The following is an 18,579-nucleotide window of genomic DNA, read 5'->3' on the forward strand; positions in this document are numbered from 1 at the left end:
AAACTTTGAGTATAGCAAAAGAGAAGACGGTATTTCGTCTCCTCTCATACTCAGCTAAAGTCATCTCTTTAGCAATTCTTTACTTCTCTCGCTTTTGACGAGAAACTCCAACCAAGCCAAGTGTTGTTAAAGCAACACCAGCAATTAGCTGAGAAATTGCAGAGTCATTGTCTCCCGTGCTTGGCAACGTCGATGCTACACCAGTGCTATCGGCAACAGTTATTGCTGTTGGACGATCTAAAGCTGGCACAATAATCTGTTCTGTTCGTTCTTGGATGCTACGAGCTTCATCATCTTCTTGATTAGTTAATACTATTTGAGAATGATAAATGACAGCATATTGACTAAAGCTTTTCGCTATAATCTCCACAAATCGACCTAACTCAACAAGTGTAAAATCAAGGGCTCTTACAGAAGATTTTTCCGGTAGATAAAGAACTTGTTTAACCATTTTATCAGGATCTACCGGCAAGAGAACTCTAGCAGAATAGGCCATTTTGACAACTTTACCCTCTCTATTCACAAGATCGATATCGTACAAATCATAATCCTTTTCTACTAGACTCTCTGGTGTTTCCTGAGGAGATAGAATCTTGGGAACAACACGTAGGAAAACAATATCAGAAGATTCACGTCTGTCAAGGATAACGGTAACACCTGTTCGTGTATCGACAAGTCGACGTTCAAATGGCTCTGCTAGAAGTTTTTGCCCATCTTTATCAATATCCTCAATTCTCAATGCTGGAATGGTCGTCGTGGCCGTGTCCTTGATTCTCATTGCTGGGACTGTGGTCTTAGCTGTATCCTCAATTTTCATCGCTGGGATTGTGGTTGTTGCCGTATCCCCAATCTTCATGGCTGGGATGGTCGTCGTGGCCGTATCCTCAATCTTCATGGCTGGGATGGTCGTTGTGGCCGTATCCTCAATCATCAACTCGGGAATCGTCGTCGTCGCGGTATTCTCAATTCTCAGTGCTGGAATCGTCGTCGTGGCCGTATCCTCAATCTTCATTGCTGGGATTGTGGTCTTAGCTGTATCCTCAATTTTCATCGCTGGGATTGTGGTTGTTGCCGTATCTTCAATCTTCAACGCTAGGATTGTGGTTGTTGCCGTATCCTCAATCTTCATGGCTGGGATTGTGGTTGTTGCCGTATCTTCAATCTTCAACGCGGGAATCGTCGTCGTGGCCGTGTCCTCAATTTTCATCGCTGGGATCGTCGTCGTGGCCGTGTCCTCGATTCTCATTGCTGGGATTGTGGTTGTTGCCGTATCCTCAATTTTCATTGCTGGGATTGTGGTTTTTGCTGTATCCCCAATCTTCATCGCTGGAATTGTGGTTGTTGCTATATCCTCAATCTTCATCGCTGGAATTGTGGCTTTTGCAATATCCTCAATCATCAACGCGGGAATTGTCGTCGTTGCGGTATCTTGAATAATCAAGGCTGGGATTGTGGTCTTAGCTGTATTCTCAATCTTCATCGCTGGGATTGTGGTTGTTGCCGTATCCTCAATCATCAACGCGGGAATCGTCGTCGTGGCCGTGTCCTCAATTTTCATCGCTGGGATCGTCGTCGTGGCCGTGTCCTCAATTCTCAACGCAGGAATGGTCGTCGTCGCGACATCTTCAATCTTCAACGCGGGAATCGTCGTCGTCGCGGTATCCTCAATTATCAACGCCGGAATTGTCGTCGTCGCGGTATCCTCAATTCTCAGTGCTGGAATGGTCGTCGTTGCGATATCTTGAATAATCAAGGCTGGGATAGGTTTTTCCTCATAAACGACTCTAAAGACTTTCTCCTCTTCACCAAAGACACCCGCCGGATCAGCCAACGCCTCTGTCAAATTAGCTTTGCCATTAACTGTATAAGTGTAACCTTCTCGCTTCAAGACATCATCAGTCACTGCAAATGCAATCGCATCACCCTCTAAGCCTTTTACCATATACTCACTATTAGCTGCAGCTTCATTTAGAGGCAATTTTTTCTCAGGGTCATTTTCAGAAATAATTCTAGCTACGCTTTCCTTAGCATAGGTCACTGTGACCGTTGCCGTCGCTTGACCAAGTTGAACAGACCCAATATTCACTTTTTCTTTATCACCTGCTTCAGTTGGACTAACAGATTGAACATGGTGATTTTCTACCTTCGGATGATGAACTTCCGCTACGTTATCCCACGCTTGAGAGAGCCATTTTTGTTTATCAGTTGTGTAGGTAGTCTGGTCTTTAAAGCCTTTTGGTGCTTGTTCCACAAAAGCAACAGGTGTCATCAGTTTCCATTTGATTTGGTCGGTATCAACTGGATTGCCATCGTCACCGATTTGAACCTGATTTAATTCAGTATTTGCCTTAATGGCACGTCCTGAAGCATCTGTTGCTACATAGATACGTTTGACAGTTGGCGTTTCTTGGGAAACCTTGTTGACAATGTTTTCCTTATGTCCCAAATCAGTTGTGGTCACTGGAATCTGAGATTTTTCAAAGCCAAATTTCAACTCCGGTGCTGTTTCCTCAACGGTCAAATAAGTTACTGCCTGCCTCTTTTCAGACGCTACAGTTTCACCTTTTCGATTAACATAAGTAATCACGCGCTCAGCATCTTTCAACTCCACAGCTTTGGCAGGCGCTGGGATAAAGAGTACCGTTGCAGACAGCGGATCTACCGTCAATTTTTTCTCACCAACCGTTTGACCGATTTTTTCATAAAGATTTTTAGCATTTGTCGCAACGATAAAGGCTTTACTGAAATCGTTGGTTGAATTGATGACACCGCGGTTGCCTTCAAGGTTCTTGTGATTCTCCATATCCTGTTTACCGCCATAGTACCATTCATCACCACCGAGAGTTAGTGAAGACTCGCCATCACCCTTATTATTATTAAAAATAACAAGGTACTTGCCATTAACAGTCTCACCTTTACCATCAGGACGAAGCTCATAAGTGATAACACCTGACTGATCTTGGGCATTAGTGACAACCATTTTTTCGTCAATATCCTTATATTCAGATAACTGGAACAATGGCTCTGCTAAACGTAGCTGGGTAATAGCCTTAGAAAAGTTTACTGCATCTGAGTGTTTTGTCACTAAAGTCCAGTCAATCTTGTTGTACTCATCACCAGAGTTATAAGTGTTTACGGAGTTCATTTTTGTTCGTAAGAACTCTTGACCGTGTTGTGAAAAATGAATCCCTTGTGCCAAAGCACTCATAGCTGTCGCTAACTCTACACGATTTAAATGGCGCTGTGGGTCACGCGTGTCAATAACGTTATAACGTTTCAAAATGTCACTCAAAGTCATCCCGTCATGGCACTCAACATAATTAAGTTGCTGAGAGGCATTGGCATATTTTCCACGGTCTCCACCCAGTAGGCTATTCGCCAGACTGGTCGTTTGGTCTATATTTGGATTATTGACCCTTTTTCTCTCTCCGTCATCTACCGCCTGGTTCACAAATCCGGGCGCATCCAGATGACTATCGTGAGCATGCCCAACAATGGCGTTTCGGCTGGTTGCATCAAAGAAGCCGTATGTCGGGATTTTCTTACCATGGGCATCACTACCTGCCTGACCCTCAGGCAAGTATTTACCCATACTGTCCCAACCTTCTCCGTAAGTGACAATATTCTCACCAACCTTATTCAAAGCGTCACGGACATCGTTCAGGGTCTTGACATCAAGGTCACTCATGGCATCAAATCGGAAGCCATCCATGCCATACTCAGCTGCCCAGAAAGCTGTTGAATTGACAATGTAACGTCTCATCATCTCAGAGTTAGAACGCACCGCATTGCCTACAAAAATATCGTTGTTCATCACGTTGGCAGGCTGGTTGATGGCGTAGAAATAGCCAGGAACAGTTTGTTCAAAGACATTTTTTTGCCCATGGTAGAGGTGATTGTAAACCACGTCCAATATGACGTTAAGACCGGCATCGTGGAGTTTTTGCATCATCTGCTTGAGTTCTTTGATGCGATTTTCAGGGTCTTTTGGATCAGTGGCGTAAGAACCTTCTGGCACGTTATAGTTCTTTGGATCATAGCCCCAGTTTTGCTGATTTTCGTGAACACCGTCTTTCTCAAATCTTGAAATTTGCGTGTTCCTTGGATCGTCTTTATCCAACTCTGGAACCGTCTCAAAATCGTTAAGCGGCATCATTTGCAAGTAATTGGTACCACGATATTTGAGGTAATCAAGACCAGTCATCGTGCCATCTGGCGTTTTTGTCCCTTCTTGAACAAATCCAAGATAGTTTCCACGATCTTCTTTTTTAACACCTGATGACTCGTCGATTGAAAAATCACGGATATTTACTTCCAAAACACTCACTTCTGAATTAGTTTTGGCACGTTTGTTCTTAGTGATTGTTACCTTATCACCAACCTTACTTGGGTCAAGAATGACTGACCGTGTCCCCCCTTGGATAACAGCTACCGAGTATGGGTCTTGAGTGGTGACTTGACGGTGCGTATGTTCGGTAACTTCAATTTCACTGCTATTGTTTTTACGCTTAATGACATCGCCTGCGTAAAAGGCTGCAATTTCTTCACGAGTGGCTTCACGGTTTTGACCTAGAACAGTCTGCTTCTCATCTTTATGATGGTAATTGAGAACTTTCTCAGTTGCAGAGTTACGGTAGACTTTTAATACTTTCTTTCGCCCGTTTAGCTCAACATGCTGTTCTTCCACTTGGATAAAGTGGGCGTTAGGTAGGCTAAGGGTGTAGTCATAAGCCAGATTTTTCGCTGTTTCAATCTTTAGTTCTTTCAACAATTGTTGGTCAATCGTATAAGTCCAAACGCCAACGGTATTTTTAGTATGGTCATCTGGATTAGCGACATCTCCTCTAACCATATTAACAGTTCTATCAATCGCTGATTTTTCTGTTAATCCCTTATAAAGATTAAGCTTTACTTCTTTAGCTGTCGGTGCCCAAAGGTTGATTGTAGCAGTCCCATCATCATATAATGTCGCTCCTAGGCGGCCTAAACTACCGACAGTTTCAAACTTATCTGGGGCTGTTTCGCTAACGCGTTTGTCCTCATAACCAAACTTTTTATCAAAAGCTTCTGTTTGTAGGTTAGAAATCTGAGAGTAAAAATCATCGCCAACATAAATGCTTGTCTCGGTGTAAGGGTTGACCGTGGCAGTCATATCGCCTGTTTTTTTACTATTCCAATCTGTACCTTTCTTAATGATATAGTTAAAGAAAGTCGCATCTTTTTTGGGAGTAACAGTTAGTTTATACTGTCCCCCCTCTTTTGTCATTTGTACGTCTTTGCCCTGTTGTTCTTGTTCAAGTCCATCACCCCAGACATAGGCATAGTAATCCCCCTCATCTTGTTTAGGCTTATAATAAATCGTCACGGGCTTTGCTGTTGTGACATCAACGGAACTTGGGACAGCTGTCACTGGACTAGCACTGCGTAAAAATTCACTGGGAATTTGGCTATCGTCTCCGATAATATGATCAACCTCATCATCTTCTTCTGCCAAATGAGCATCCAAAACCTCACCATGTTTTGATGAATTGGTCTCTGGCTCAATCACAAGATTGCTGACAGTATCCGTCGCAATGATGTGTTGTGGCAATTGGTCCGTCTGCTGGTTGAGTTCGTCAGGGCCTTGAGCAACCGCTTGCACTCCTGTGCCTAAAAAAATAGCCGTTGAAGCCCCTATCGCAAATAACCAGCGCTTGCCAGATTTCCACATTCTGAATCCTTTAGTTCTTGTCTCTTGTGCCATAAAAGAAAACTCCTTTAATTTATAGTTCACTTCTCATTATGCAACCGTTTGCTCAAAAAGTCAAGCATTTTGATAGGATTTTAACAATAAAAATGTTTCCAGTTTTTTTCTGAAATTTTTCTAAAATATCGAAAACAACAAACACTGATTAGCTCGATAGGCTTACGGTTTGCACAACAGCTCGGCTATGTCACAAAGTCTCTAAAAACTCCCCTATATGTTTCTTTTAGCACCAAAACTAAAGGTCATGCTATTATTTTTATAAATTTTGTACTATTTTTCACCAATAATGCTTAAGATGGTCTATAATAGATAGCGGATAACTACTAGGAACCATCTGTGCTGGTTTCTGCAAAGGGTTATTCAAATTTATTTGTTGGAGGATTTTTTGAATGTCACAGTCAATAACAAGTTATGGCGCTGCTTTTAGAAAGTTGCGCCAACAACGGGGTTATAAACTCAAGGAAGCTTCGGGTGACATTGTTAGCCCACAATTCCTTAGCCGATTCGAAAGGGATTTAGTTGGTATTTCTGTCGATAAATTCGGGCGTCTCTTGCTCCGTATCGGTGCCAGTTGGAACGATTTTCTGAGGTGTTATCATGGCGATAGCATTACGCAGCTGATTGCACCTCTTGAAGATTTCAACGAGCTTTATGACACGCGAGATTTTTATCAGTTAGCACAACTTGCTAAAAATTCTGTTGAAAATCGCTACGCTGACCATCCCTTACTCAAGCAACTGATTAACGATATGATTGATGCGCATCTCTCGATATTAAATCATCGTACAACGGAATTCCAAAAAGAATTGGATTTCCTAAAAAATTATCTATCGTCTATTAAAACATGGGGTGATTTGGAATGGTTCTTATACTCATTTATTCTAGACGAATGCTCTCCTGCGATGGTACGCTTTAGAAGTCAACAAGCTATTTCATTTCTAAGCTCAGGGAAACCAACTGGGCTTACTCCAAAGAGTATTATGATGGTGATTTTTCACGGGATTCGCTTTCTATACCAGCGGCATTTACTTGATGATGCCGAAGCCATCATTCAATCATTTAGGCAAGAAATAAAATGTGCCAAATTCGCTACCTACGTTAATGAGCACCTTGCTCTCAAGTGCTATACTGCCATTATTATGGTATTGCGTAACCAACCTGAAGGGCTGACATTAGCGAAAGCCTGCATGAACATTTTTGAACTGCTTGAGACCGAACTAGAAATCAAGCATCTCAACCTTTCCAAAAATCGCTTTTATGCCTTTATTGAAAAACACCGCGACAAGAGCATTCCTTTTACATGGTCATAGGCTAGATAAGTCCGAAAGCTTAACTAATTCTATATCATACTAAGCTCACTACTAAACCTTCTAATATCGGTACATTTTGTGAACTTATCAAAACCTCACACATGAGAAAGCCCCCTGCTACTCCAATCGGTAGCAGGGGGTTGTTCATGCTCATCAGGCTGCCCAATATTTGCCTATAGCATTAAACACGACATTAACAATAGTGTCATCAACCATTACTTTCCTGTCAAGGCCTTTACCAGTTCTTTTGTCATTCGCCTGGTACTTCGGATGTTGGTGACACCATGCTCTTGTAAGAAACTCATCGGGTAGGTGTGATCGGAAAAAGTTGCCAAACATTCCAACAGCATTTCCTGCCTATCAGGAAATACTTCAACCACTCGGCAAGCATATCTGAGGCAACGATAGGGCGCTGTCAGATAGATATAAACAGTATGACCAACTGACATACCTTTTTTCTGTGGCCAAGAAACAAAGCGGCTGCTTGCAAAATCGTTATCAATATCGTAGTGTTTTGGATTAGCAGGAATGATCCAGTAATCTGTTGCCAAATTCGATTGTGCTTTCATCTGGCTGACGAGTTCCCTACTCTCTGTGACAAGCTCAACTAGTTGCTCATCTGTTAGTCCGCCATCAAGCACTATGGTCACCCAGTGTTGTTTATTCATATGGTAGCTAGGATAGATACCGGGTTTTCTAATCAGAGTTGCCTTGGCTGCTGGATCGATTTTGATATTGATGACTTCAACCTCTTCTTCCAACCTTTCAGGCGAATAGCCTTCATCTCCTAAGTCTAACTTTCCAAAAGGCAGGCGCAATGCAAGACCGTACCATTTTTGATTAGCAGGGTGTTTAAAAGAGTAGATGCCTTTAAATCGTCCAAATTCCTCTGCAACATCACCAAATGTCGTTGAGAGATACCGCTCCAAAGCCTGACCCTGTCGCGAGACAAGCGATTGTTCCGAGCAACAAGAATGGGCAATCTGTTCCAAACATGCTTGATAAGCCTCCCTGACTTGACCGACAAAAGCACCTGCTTGCTTGGTTCGAAAAGCGGTGTACTCCTCAGCCAAATCTGTGTCAATCAAACAACCAGACACCTGACCTTGTTCAGAAACCATCAGATGGGCTTCAAATTGACCATCAAGAAGGGGTGTTTTATAGCGATAAACCTCGCCATCTTTTTTGAACCCATAAGCCAGTAACTTATCTACCTGAAATTGTCTGTGTTGAAAAATATGATCTTCTATCAGCATGGGTTACAAAATGTGTTCAAATTCTCGGCGAACAGACGCTGGCCAAACGCTGGACTGAACTTCTCCAATATGCTTTTTCCGCAAGAGAAACATTGCTAAACGTGACTGCCCGATACCACCACCAATTGACAGTGGAAATTCACCGTTTAACAAGGATTGGTGCCAGTCAAAGGTCAAACGCTCGGTATCACCTGTCAATTCGCACTGATGGCGAAGAGCAGCCTCATCTACTCGAATACCCATAGAGGACAACTCGAATGCTGCCTGCAGTTGATCATTCCAGACTAGAATATCTCCGTTTAAGCCTCTGTAGCCTTGAGCTGACGGCGTTGTCCAATCATCATAGTCAGGTGCCCGACCATCATGAGGTTTACCATCAGCCAGAACACCTCCGATACCGATGAGAAAGACGGCTCCGTATTCTTTTGCGATAGCATTTTCCCGCTCCTTGCTTGTTAGATCTGGATAGCGAGCAACTAAATCTTCGGTGTGAACAAAGGTAATTTGCTTGGGTAAAATAGACTCAATATCATAGCGAGCTTCCACTGCTAGCTCTGTCAGACGGATAGCCTTATAAATCTGCTCCACCGTTTCTTTAAGATAGGCCAAATTGCGTCGTCCCGAAGGGATGACCTTTTCCCAGTCCCACTGGTCTACATACACCGAGTGGGTCGGATCGAGACTATCCTCGTCAGGTCGCAAGGCTTTCATATGGACAAAGAGCCCTTCTCCCTCATTGAAACCAAAACGCGCTAAGGTATGTCGCTTCCATTTTGCTAAGGAATGCACCACCTCATAAACAGCATCTGGAATCAATTTCACATTGACCGTCACCGCATTCTCCACCCCAGATAGGTTATCTTGCATCCCATCACCGACACGGCTCAAAATCGGTCCCTGCACTTCGACAATCTCTAATTTGTCAATCAAATACTGGGTAAAGGTATTTTTGACAAAAGAAATCTCACCCTGCTGATCAATAAAACTTTTCTTCATATCCAGTCCTTTCAAAAAATCGTTAGACCTATTGTACCACTTTTCTATAAAAATAAAAGGGGCAAAAGAAAAATTCTTCCCCCTTTTTCATGTCATGACTATCAGGTAGCGCCAAGCAAAGATGTTACCTATCAATAAAGAGTGAGACACTGTCATGAAATGCCCCACTCTCTCATCAATTAGTCCATTATAATCTCACTGAAAAGGGTTGCCTTTTCACTTTATCTTATCACGATAGTCTTTAGAGACTAACCACCTCAACCTTATCGCCCCCCAGTAAGACTAGATACTGTTCAATGTGTTGGTTGCCATAAACTTGTTGCAAGGCTTGAGCGTAAAGGCTCATCTGTGGGCGGTAACGTGCCACTAGTTGACTAGGGTCACTGTATTTATCTGTTTTATAATCAAACAGGATAATCCTGTCTTCCAACCGAACAAAACCATCAATAATCCCCCGTACAACAAATTCCTCTTTGCTGTCCTCATCTACGGTCAATAGGGCAAAAGGCGCTTCACGGATAAGCTGAGCCGCATGTGTCACTAACAGCTGTCCTAGCGATGTGTCAAAAAAGCCAAATAATTTTTCCAAATCAATCTTGGCTTTGACCTGTGCGCTAGCAGGAACCTCATCTAGTGCCTGTTTCAAGTCTTCAAGAGCCACGGATGGCTTCATCTCAACGCGCTGCATCAGGTCATGCACAGCCGAACCGATAAGCTGAGCTGTGGCAACTGTCTCTCCCCCAACTATCGGCAAGTCAAAACGAGCAGGCTTACTCACCTGTTCCATCACCGACAGGGCTTGACTGTCAAGGATGGGCTGGTAACGCTCCTTGATTTGGCTTGGTGTTCGGACGGTCGGCAGGTTAATCGCTGAGCGGTAACGCTGATTAAGGATCTCAACAGCCTCTAAGCGTTCCAAAGCCAGCTTGATGTCATCAGTCTGTCGCACAGCTTGCTGTCGACTAGACCAGTCAGCCACAGAAGAAGATAAATGACCAATTTTTTCGGGCGTCAAATCCTCGTCTCGAACATAGGACACCTCTATCGGTAAGTCTTTATCTGCCTTAGCCACTGCCAACACCCAATCTTGAAAAGATGATAGTTTTTCACGATGAGCTACGGGCAGCCGTCCATCAATCAATTGACCCTCGTATCGTTCAGCTAACTTTTCTAGACTTCCCTTGCCAACTAAATACAATTTCTTTTCTGCCCGCGTCATGCCAACATAGAGCAAGCGCATCTGCTCAGATAAACTAGCACGTCTTAACTCACGCTGATTGGCTTGATAAGCCATGGTGTCCAGTGACACCAACACCTGCTTGAGAGGTGCTGTCTCTGTTGCTAAATCAGCAGAGACATCTGCAATATACTTGATACCCACGCCATGTTGACGACTGATGACTAAATGAGCACGTTCATCACGTTGGTCAAAGACCTTGTCCATATTCAAGATAAACACATAAGCAAACTGCAACCCTTTGCTCTTATGAATGGTCATCAGGTTAACCGCATCCTTAGGCGGTGCTAGCTCAACACTAGCTAAGTCATTATCTGTCGCTAAAATACGGTCAATCATTCGAATAAAGCGTGGTAAGCCCTTGAACCCTGTTTTTTCAAACTGATTGGCACGAAGCGCCAAGGCATAGAGATTAGCCTGACGTTTTTCCCCATTTGGCAAAAGTCCGACATGGTCATAATAGAGTCGATCTTGATAAATCAGCCAAATCAAGTCATAAAGACGATGTCCCTTAGCATACTGCCGCCATTTTGTCAGGTACTTTTGGAAATGGCTGAGCTTGTCACGACATGCCGGTAAGATTAAATGAGGATGTTGCCCATCACCTTGCTGAGCCAGACAAAGTTTCTCGTAAAAACTGAGACGCTCGGTCTCGTCAGCTTGCAAACTGATTCGCGCCAGCTCATCTTCAGTAAAGGAAAACATGGGTGATTTCAACAAGGCGACCAGAGCATAATCGTGGAGCGGATTGTTGATGGTGCGCAAGGTATCGAGCATGACGAGCACATCGACCGACTGAAGATAGGACATATCGCCACCATCAGCCACCAAAGGAATACCGTGGCGGTCAAAGGTCCTCAAAATGCCATCGTTGCGTGAGCGCGAGGACACCAAAAGCGTGATGTCACTAAATGGTACCCCTGATTGGTGCAGGGCAATGATTTCCTTAACAACGAGGTCTACCTCGCCCTGAGTTACCGTATTGGTGTCATCGTCATCAAGCTCTTGGTCCGTATCGTAAATAAGGTATTGGCAACGATTAGCCGTGTTTGCAATGGTCTGACCAGGAGAACCGGCTACTAAGTTGTGGCTCTCATCGTAAACCAAATCACCAATTTCTTCGTCCATCAAGCGAGTAAAGATTGCATTTGTCGCTTCTAAAACTTCTGTTTGACTACGGAAATTTTCTTTCAACAAAATCAAGCGACCAGCTGACGGATCAATCTGATACTGCTTAAATTTTTGATTGAAAATCTGAGGGTCTGCCTGACGAAAACGATAGATGGACTGCTTGATGTCACCCACCATGAACCGATTATTGCCTTGCGATAAAAGTTCCAATAAACATTCCTGCGTATGGTTGGTGTCCTGATACTCATCGACCATCACTTCTTGATAACGCTGACGATAAGCCTCACGCACCTCATCAAACTCACTCAAGAGCCGAATCGCAAAGTGGCTAATATCCGAAAATTCAAAAGCCCGTTCCTGCTGCTTGACTTGCAAATATTGCTGACAAAAATCACTAGCAAAGTCTTGAAGCACCTCAAGTAGTGGCAATGCCCCATCTTGATAATTTAGTACAACTCGCGTTTGATAGAGCTGAGCCAACCAAGCCTTCACCTGCTCAATAAAGTCCTTACGATTGGCATTATAGACCTCTTTGATGATCTTGGTATCCTCTTTTCGTGTCGCATTGGTCAGGCCTCGACCGTTGGACGTCGCAGCCATATCAACCACGTATTGCAACTGCTCTTCAAGCTCCTCAAGGCTTACTGTCAACTCAACTAGCGTCAACCGATCTACGATTACTTGCACATTTTCCAGATATTTGGCTTTGGGAAATAGCTGAGCTTCATGCCGGAGGTGAGCTTGGAAAAACTGCTCTAGGTCATCTAATAAGCCTAACCCTGACTGTCTAAGGGCACTTAAAACCTCTTCAGATGACCTCTCCTCAGGTAAAAAGCTTTCCCTGAGCCAGACTTGAGGATTTGGCGTCGACTGGACAAAGGTCACAATCTGATCAACGACTTGACGAAAGGCCTTGACATCCTTACGATTAACTGAAAAATTGCGCACCAACTGCTTAAAGACTGACGCTGATGTCCCCCTCATGTAATCGTCAAACAGGTCATCAAACACCTCTTTTTTCAGCAAATCTTGCTCTGACTTATCTGTCAATATCCGAAATTTCGGCGATAAACCCAAAAGGTAGCCGTATTCGCCAACCAGCTTTTGGGTAAAGGCGTCCATGGTACCAATATCTGCCAGCTGCACATCCGCCAACTGACGTGACAAATGCGCTAGCTGCTCAGGGTTACTGGTTTTGGCAATCAAGCCTGTCAGTTTATCTTCCAAGCGTTCTTTTAATTCACCAGCTGCCTTGACGGTAAAGGTTGAGATAAACAGTTCCTTGATACTAACCCCACGTTTTAGCATATCAATGATACGCTCCACCATGACAAAGGTCTTGCCCGAACCAGCTGAAGCAGACACCAGAATATTCTGACCGTGGCTATAAATGGCTTCAATCTGCTCTTTAGTCCGCTTTTGTTTCTTATCACTCGTCTGCTCTGCCTCAGCCAATCGCGCAATCTCAGCCTCTGTTAAAAATGGTTCACGCATGATGGTCCTCCTTCTCCTTAGCCAATTCTTCTTTCATTGCTCCAAAAATCAGTGCACGCTGTTCCGCACGTGGGAACTGCTGCAACCGTCTAGCTTGGCCTAGATGCAAATCAGCCTCAAAGCGTGTGATGCTTTTGAGCTGATCACCTGCAACTGAGCGACCATCTCTCGTGTAAGGATTGATTGCAAAATGACCGGCTAAGATGCGTTCAGCTGCCTGTTTGTAGAGGGAGGCATTATACTCAAGTAGCACAGCTAACTCTTCTGTTGAGTAGGTATTATTTTTGCTGCTATAACGCTGATCGAGGAAACTTGTCTGGTCGGTGATGAACAGCCCTTTATAGGTGACATCTTGGTGAGCAACTGCTATTAAGTCAGCTGCGGAGCTTGTTTTAGATAATGTAACAAGAGGGTGATGAACTTGGAGATACATGGCACCAAAGATGTCCTCGACTTGCGAAAAGTCGCTCGATTGTTTCAGAGCTGCCACATAGGTCAACAACTGAGGGCTTAATCGGTTGTAAAAATCATTAAGCTTAAAGCGCTGGTCACTCGACTTGTAATCGACAACGCCATAACTTTGGCAATCAGACAGTCTGTCGAGACGATCCATCTTACCAGTGATGACGAGCTCGCGCCCCCCAGATAAAGTGGCTTTCTTCTGATTGGTAAAGCTAAAATTAAGCTCTTCACCGACAATATCGACAGGCGATTGTTCTTTTAACACTTGGGCAGTCTGACGAATCATACTGGTCATCAAGTCATGGGCAAACCGTGTCTGAGCTGATTGCTGGTAAAGCATCGCAATCTCTGGCTCTTGGCTCGCCTGCTCTAGAGCCCTATCCAACTTGACATCAAAATCTGTCTTAGACTTATCTGCTGTCACCAATTCAAACACCCGATGAAAGAAAATACCGTGTTGTCTAGCATCTGGTAAAATACTGTCTTCCTCTTGCAGGCGCAGGACATGGGTCAGGAAAAATTTATATTCATTGTTATAAAAATCGCTGAGCGACGACGCTGATAGGCGTAAGGAAGAGTCTTTCGGGTACCGCACAGCAAGGGTTTCAGGACTAAGTGGCCTGCTTACCACATCTGCAATCACCTCAGGTAACACCAAACCCTGCTCTGCCATTTTCCGACGTAAGCGACGAATCAAGACCGACCAATAATCGGCCGATGTTTTATCCAGCTGGTCAAGATCAAGGTCTGTCTGATAGGCCTCAACCAAACGAGACAGGAGGCTACGATAGGTTGCCACATCAACAGGAGAGTAATATGAGCGCTTGTGGTGAACGACAGGCAAGCCCAACTCCGCTAGCTGATTCAGGTAGGTTGATGCTGTGTCTTCGGTCTCACCAAGCATGGTCGGACTGGACAAGACCAATTCCTGTGTCGCTGCATTTAGCAAGGACACCATAGTGTAATTATTTCGCTTCAGGTTATCTCCGCCAGGAAGGTCTAGCTCCCCTATTGTCAGATGGGCGTTAATGGACAGACGCTCCTCATCTGACAGCAGGCTGACATTTTTGACAATTTCTGGGAAGTTTGACTGGCTGAGCCCAATGGCAAAGATAAACGGCTTGGTATGGGGCTCGATTAAGTTGTAAGACTTAATGTTAACCACATCAAGGGTTGCAGGGACTATCCGATAGGTCGCAGCCAGCATACCCGCCCTGAGTAGTCCCAATAACTCAATCAAAGGTAAGGTCTTTTTAGCAAAAATCAGCTGAAGCTGTTCCAGAAGCGCACAAAAGGTTTTCCAAACCTGCTCGTGTTTTTCTGCTTCCTGCTGACTGCCTGTTGAAGCGAGAGCTGCTAAATGGTGACGTAAATCAACAGACTCAAAAAAGCCTAACAAGTGCTCAAGCACGTTCTCGACAGGCAAGCCATCTGCTTGCATAAATACCAGCAAAGGATTCATGATGGCTTGGCGCGTCTGATTGAGTTGGTCGAGGTCAAATCGCCCGTTTGTTTTAACAAAGGGTTCTGAAAATCCTTTTTTCCCTCTAATTAAGGCATAACTCACATAGCGGTCAAATTGGTCAATCGCCATCTGGTCAAGCTGTCCCACAAGCCCTGACTGAATGAGGTTTAGAACATCTTCTGCACGAAACTGATAGCTATAGAGCCGATCAAGGCTATCGACAACATGAACCAAGGGATGATCTGCCATCGATTCTGCTTGACCGAGATAGTAGGGGATGGCATAGGTCGAAAAAACCTGCCCCAGCTGTAACTGGTAGGCCTCAACATCGCCAAGCAAAACCAGCATATCCTTATAGCGATACCCTTCATCTAACTTCTGGCGAATGCGCTGTGCGACAAGTTCCAACTCTTCTTTGATACCGCTGGATTGCCAGATCTGAATCCTAGATTTGTCATCATCGGTGAGAAAGCTATCAACGTCGCGGTAAGCATAACGGTTCTCTAATTGAGCAGTCACTCGACTAAAGAAAGTTTCAGGGCTTCCTAAGGTCATATAAGTAGGCTTAGTGGCAAATTCTTCTGCTAATTGCCTTAAAAATTCAACACTGGCTTGGTAGAGCTGGCCTGCTTGATAAGGTGATTTGTAGGCAGATTGGCTGGCGTAAGTCCCTATCATTACCTCATGACAAGTCTGATCTAGCTGATGGATGAGTGCTTTTTCCGCTGCAGTAAATCGTGTGAAACCATCGATAAGAACAACCACCTGAGCAAGGTCTTCTGTCAGCAAACCTGCTTCTATATCATCTCGCAACTGGCTGATGGTCGACTGTGTTGAAAAATCTAAGTCAACCAAGGCTTCATTAACTTTCTCCATGATAAGACAGACATCTGATAGCTTATCACTCTCAAAAGCAGCTAGTTCGGTTAAATCTAAGTCGCTGCTCTGCCATTCTTTATAAAAATCAACTAGTTGAGCGATAAAGGCTGGATCAGTGCCGAGCAACTGATAGCGACGGAGTCCCCCATCAGTCAAACCAGCTAAAACCCGATATATCACCAGTGTCAACCCTAGCTCATCAATCGTTTTCTGACCTTTCTGACGAGACAAGGTCAAATAGCGCGCCATCTGACCAAAACGCGTCACCGTGATGGCAAAGGAAGCCCGACTCGGCAGATATTCCAAGACACGACGCTCTTTTTCAAACGATAAGGAGTTGGGGGCAATGTAAAACACCCTCTTACCAGCATCAGCATAGCTTTGTGCCTGCTGGGCTAAGAGTTGTGTTAAATCATTTGCCAAATCGGTATAGACTAATTTCATGGCTATTCCTTTCTGCTCTGCCTAGGTTGGTCGCTGACCAACTAAACTACCATTTCTAGTGACAGTTTCCATAAACTATTATAGCAAATTCTCAGACGACTGGCTAACATGAATAAGGTTAGGCAACTTAACTACATCTCATGAAATGCTTAAAAAGACTGGGATTAGTCCCAGCCTCTGTCAATAAAATAGTCTGCCTGATTAAGCTTTGGCTGCCGTGTAGAGCTCAGCCACCTTAGTCCAGTTAATGATGTCAAAGAAAGCTTTGATGTAGTTCGGACGGACGTTGCGGTAGTTAAGGTAGTAGGCGTGCTCCCAAACATCCAAACCAAGGATTGGGGTCAATCCTGCCATGATCGGTGTGTCCTGATTACCAGTCGAAGTAACCTCGAGCTTGCCATCTTTGTTAACCACTAGCCAAGCCCAACCTGAACCGAACCGTGTCGTTGCTGCTGCGGTGAAAGCCTCTTTGAAGCTGTCAAATGACCCAAAAGTTGCCTCGATATCAGCCAAAAGCTCAGATGGTACCTCTGTTTTCTCTGGAGACAAGAGTTCCCAGAAAAGCGCGTGGTTCAAATGACCACCACCATTGTTAATGACAGCTTGGCGGATATCAGCCGGAATGCTGTCCACATCAGCCAGCAAAGCCTCCAGATCTTCACCGATTTCTGGGTGCTTTTCAAGCGCAGCGTTAACATTAGCCACGTAGGTCGCATGGTGCTTGTCATGATGGAGTGTCATGGTTTCCGCATCAATCACAGGTTCTAATGCATTGTAAGCATAAGGCAAGTCTGGTAAAATAATCGCCATTTGGTCAATACCTCTTTTCTTTTGATACTCTTATTATACGGTAAAATGGCAGAGCTTTCAAGATTTTTGCCTGCTATCCTTCTCACGACACATTTGTTAGCTTTTATGGGACTGATTAGCCAGTTTTAACAGGGCAATCTCAAACAAATAAGCTTTCTCATGAAGTCCTGATTTAATCTCAAAATCCGTCTTAATCAAAGTCTTAATGGCTGTTTTTAACCGTTCCACAGGCAACTGCTGACCATCTCTCAGAGCAACTTTCACCTGATAAGGATGAACCGACCGCCCAAGATAATCAGACAACTCTGTGACTAGCTGAGGCTCACTAAAACCACGTCGCAACAACAACTTAACCTGCAAGAGCAACCGCAACTGCCCCAATATAATGGCAATTAACTTGACCTCATCCTCACCTTGCAAGCGCAAATCAGCCACCAATCCCAGACCTTCAGTCACTTTCCCTGACAAGATTAACTTAGTCAAATCAAAAATATTATCCTGCAAACTCTTTGGAATAGCCTCGTCAATGTCTTTCAAAGAAATAGCTGAGCCTGAGCCTTTGTAGTTGGTCAAAAAACTCATATTTTTTAACAACTGTCCGAAATCATACTGGGACTTTCTCATCAAAGCATCAAAACTTCCCGCCTCAAAAGATAGACCTGATGTCCGAGCCAGATTGATAAAATACTTCTGCAATTCATCTTCTGATAGGGGACTAGCTTCTAAAAGAAGGGCATCACGCTTCAGTAACTTGACCAGCCGTCGCTTTCCATCCAGTTTTCCAGCCGCACAGATAATCAATCGTGTTGTCTCTAGTGGATGTTCCAGATAGACTTCTAACTGCTTTAGTTCCTGTTCAGTCAGGTAAGACTTTCTTGTTGTCGTGATGTCTAGGACGTTGTCCAAAACAACTACTTTTTCTTCTGAAAAAAAAGGCAGACTCTCCAAATCCATAGCAACATCACTATAACGTGCTGCCGACAAATCAAAATAAGAATAGGTCAGGTCACTTGGATGATAGCCAATTTGTTTCAGCAAGGTCTCTTTCATATGGGCAAACAAGCCAACATCCTCTCCAAAAAGAACCGTCACTGAGGATAACGTTTCTTTTTTCAACCTTGTCAATGCATCTAAATTTGTCATAGGATTATTATACCATAGTTTAGATTTAGATGAGGTATCCTAAGAAATAAAAGCGTAAAAAACTAGACTGGCTCATGGCCAATCTAGTTTTTATTAACTTACCTAGCTCGTCTTCTCCGTCCGGCTAAACCTAGGGCTGATAAGAGGGCTGTTGCGCCGACAGCAGCTAGAGCTGTGTGAACATCGCCTGTTGCAGGGAGTCCCTT

General features: G+C 44.1%; 9 protein-coding genes. 1 reads left to right on the forward strand and 8 read right to left on the reverse strand.

Translation table 11 applies throughout. The annotated features are described in order from the left end of the window. Window positions 1–79 precede the first annotated feature (79 nt). A complete protein-coding gene (locus ACERC8_RS06505) occupies window positions 80–5,743 on the reverse strand; it encodes a KxYKxGKxW signal peptide domain-containing protein (RefSeq protein ID WP_373659089.1) in 5,664 nt (1,887 codons plus the stop codon). A gap of 392 nt (window positions 5,744–6,135) precedes the next feature. On the opposite strand from ACERC8_RS06505, the gene ACERC8_RS06510 reads away from it, so the two are divergent. Continuing rightward, window positions 6,136–7,056 (forward strand): helix-turn-helix domain-containing protein, encoded by a 921-nt coding sequence (locus ACERC8_RS06510; RefSeq protein WP_373659090.1) that lies wholly within the window; start codon window positions 6,136–6,138, stop codon window positions 7,054–7,056. A 215-nt stretch (window positions 7,057–7,271) separates the two neighbouring features. Here ACERC8_RS06510 and ACERC8_RS06515 read toward each other — a convergent pair whose 3' ends face one another. From ACERC8_RS06515 to ACERC8_RS06545, 7 genes are all read right to left on the reverse strand, one after another. Next, window positions 7,272–8,312, reverse strand: coding sequence for an MmcQ/YjbR family DNA-binding protein (locus ACERC8_RS06515; RefSeq protein WP_373659092.1), 1,041 nt, complete (start codon window positions 8,310–8,312; stop codon window positions 7,272–7,274). A gap of 3 nt (window positions 8,313–8,315) precedes the next feature. Further along, window positions 8,316–9,308 carry an aspartate--ammonia ligase gene (gene asnA / locus ACERC8_RS06520; protein WP_373659093.1) on the reverse strand — a complete coding sequence of 331 codons (993 nt, stop codon included), beginning with the start codon at window positions 9,306–9,308 and terminating at the stop codon, window positions 8,316–8,318. A gap of 241 nt (window positions 9,309–9,549) precedes the next feature. Then, window positions 9,550–13,173 carry a helicase-exonuclease AddAB subunit AddA gene (addA, locus tag ACERC8_RS06525; protein WP_373659098.1) on the reverse strand — a complete coding sequence of 1,208 codons (3,624 nt, stop codon included), beginning with the start codon at window positions 13,171–13,173 and terminating at the stop codon, window positions 9,550–9,552. Next, on the reverse strand, window positions 13,163–16,420 hold the full coding sequence (gene rexB / locus ACERC8_RS06530; protein ID WP_373659094.1) for an ATP-dependent nuclease subunit B: 3,258 nt from the start codon (window positions 16,418–16,420) through the stop codon (window positions 13,163–13,165). The genes addA and rexB overlap by 11 nt, the downstream gene beginning before the upstream one ends. 201 nt (window positions 16,421–16,621) lie before the next feature. Beyond that, window positions 16,622–17,230 carry a superoxide dismutase SodA gene (gene sodA, locus ACERC8_RS06535; RefSeq protein WP_373659095.1) on the reverse strand — a complete coding sequence of 203 codons (609 nt, stop codon included), beginning with the start codon at window positions 17,228–17,230 and terminating at the stop codon, window positions 16,622–16,624. A 96-nt stretch (window positions 17,231–17,326) separates the two neighbouring features. Next, window positions 17,327–18,373 carry a DNA polymerase III subunit delta gene (holA, locus tag ACERC8_RS06540; RefSeq protein ID WP_373659096.1) on the reverse strand — a complete coding sequence of 349 codons (1,047 nt, stop codon included), beginning with the start codon at window positions 18,371–18,373 and terminating at the stop codon, window positions 17,327–17,329. Between the two features lie 98 nt (window positions 18,374–18,471). Further along, window positions 18,472–18,579, reverse strand: a 108-nt coding sequence (locus ACERC8_RS06545) for an LPXTG cell wall anchor domain-containing protein (protein ID WP_373659099.1), incomplete at its 5' end; no start/stop codon positions are given.

Source organism: Streptococcus sp. E29BA (assembly GCF_041807805.1).
Taxonomy (GTDB): domain Bacteria; phylum Bacillota; class Bacilli; order Lactobacillales; family Streptococcaceae; genus Streptococcus; species Streptococcus entericus.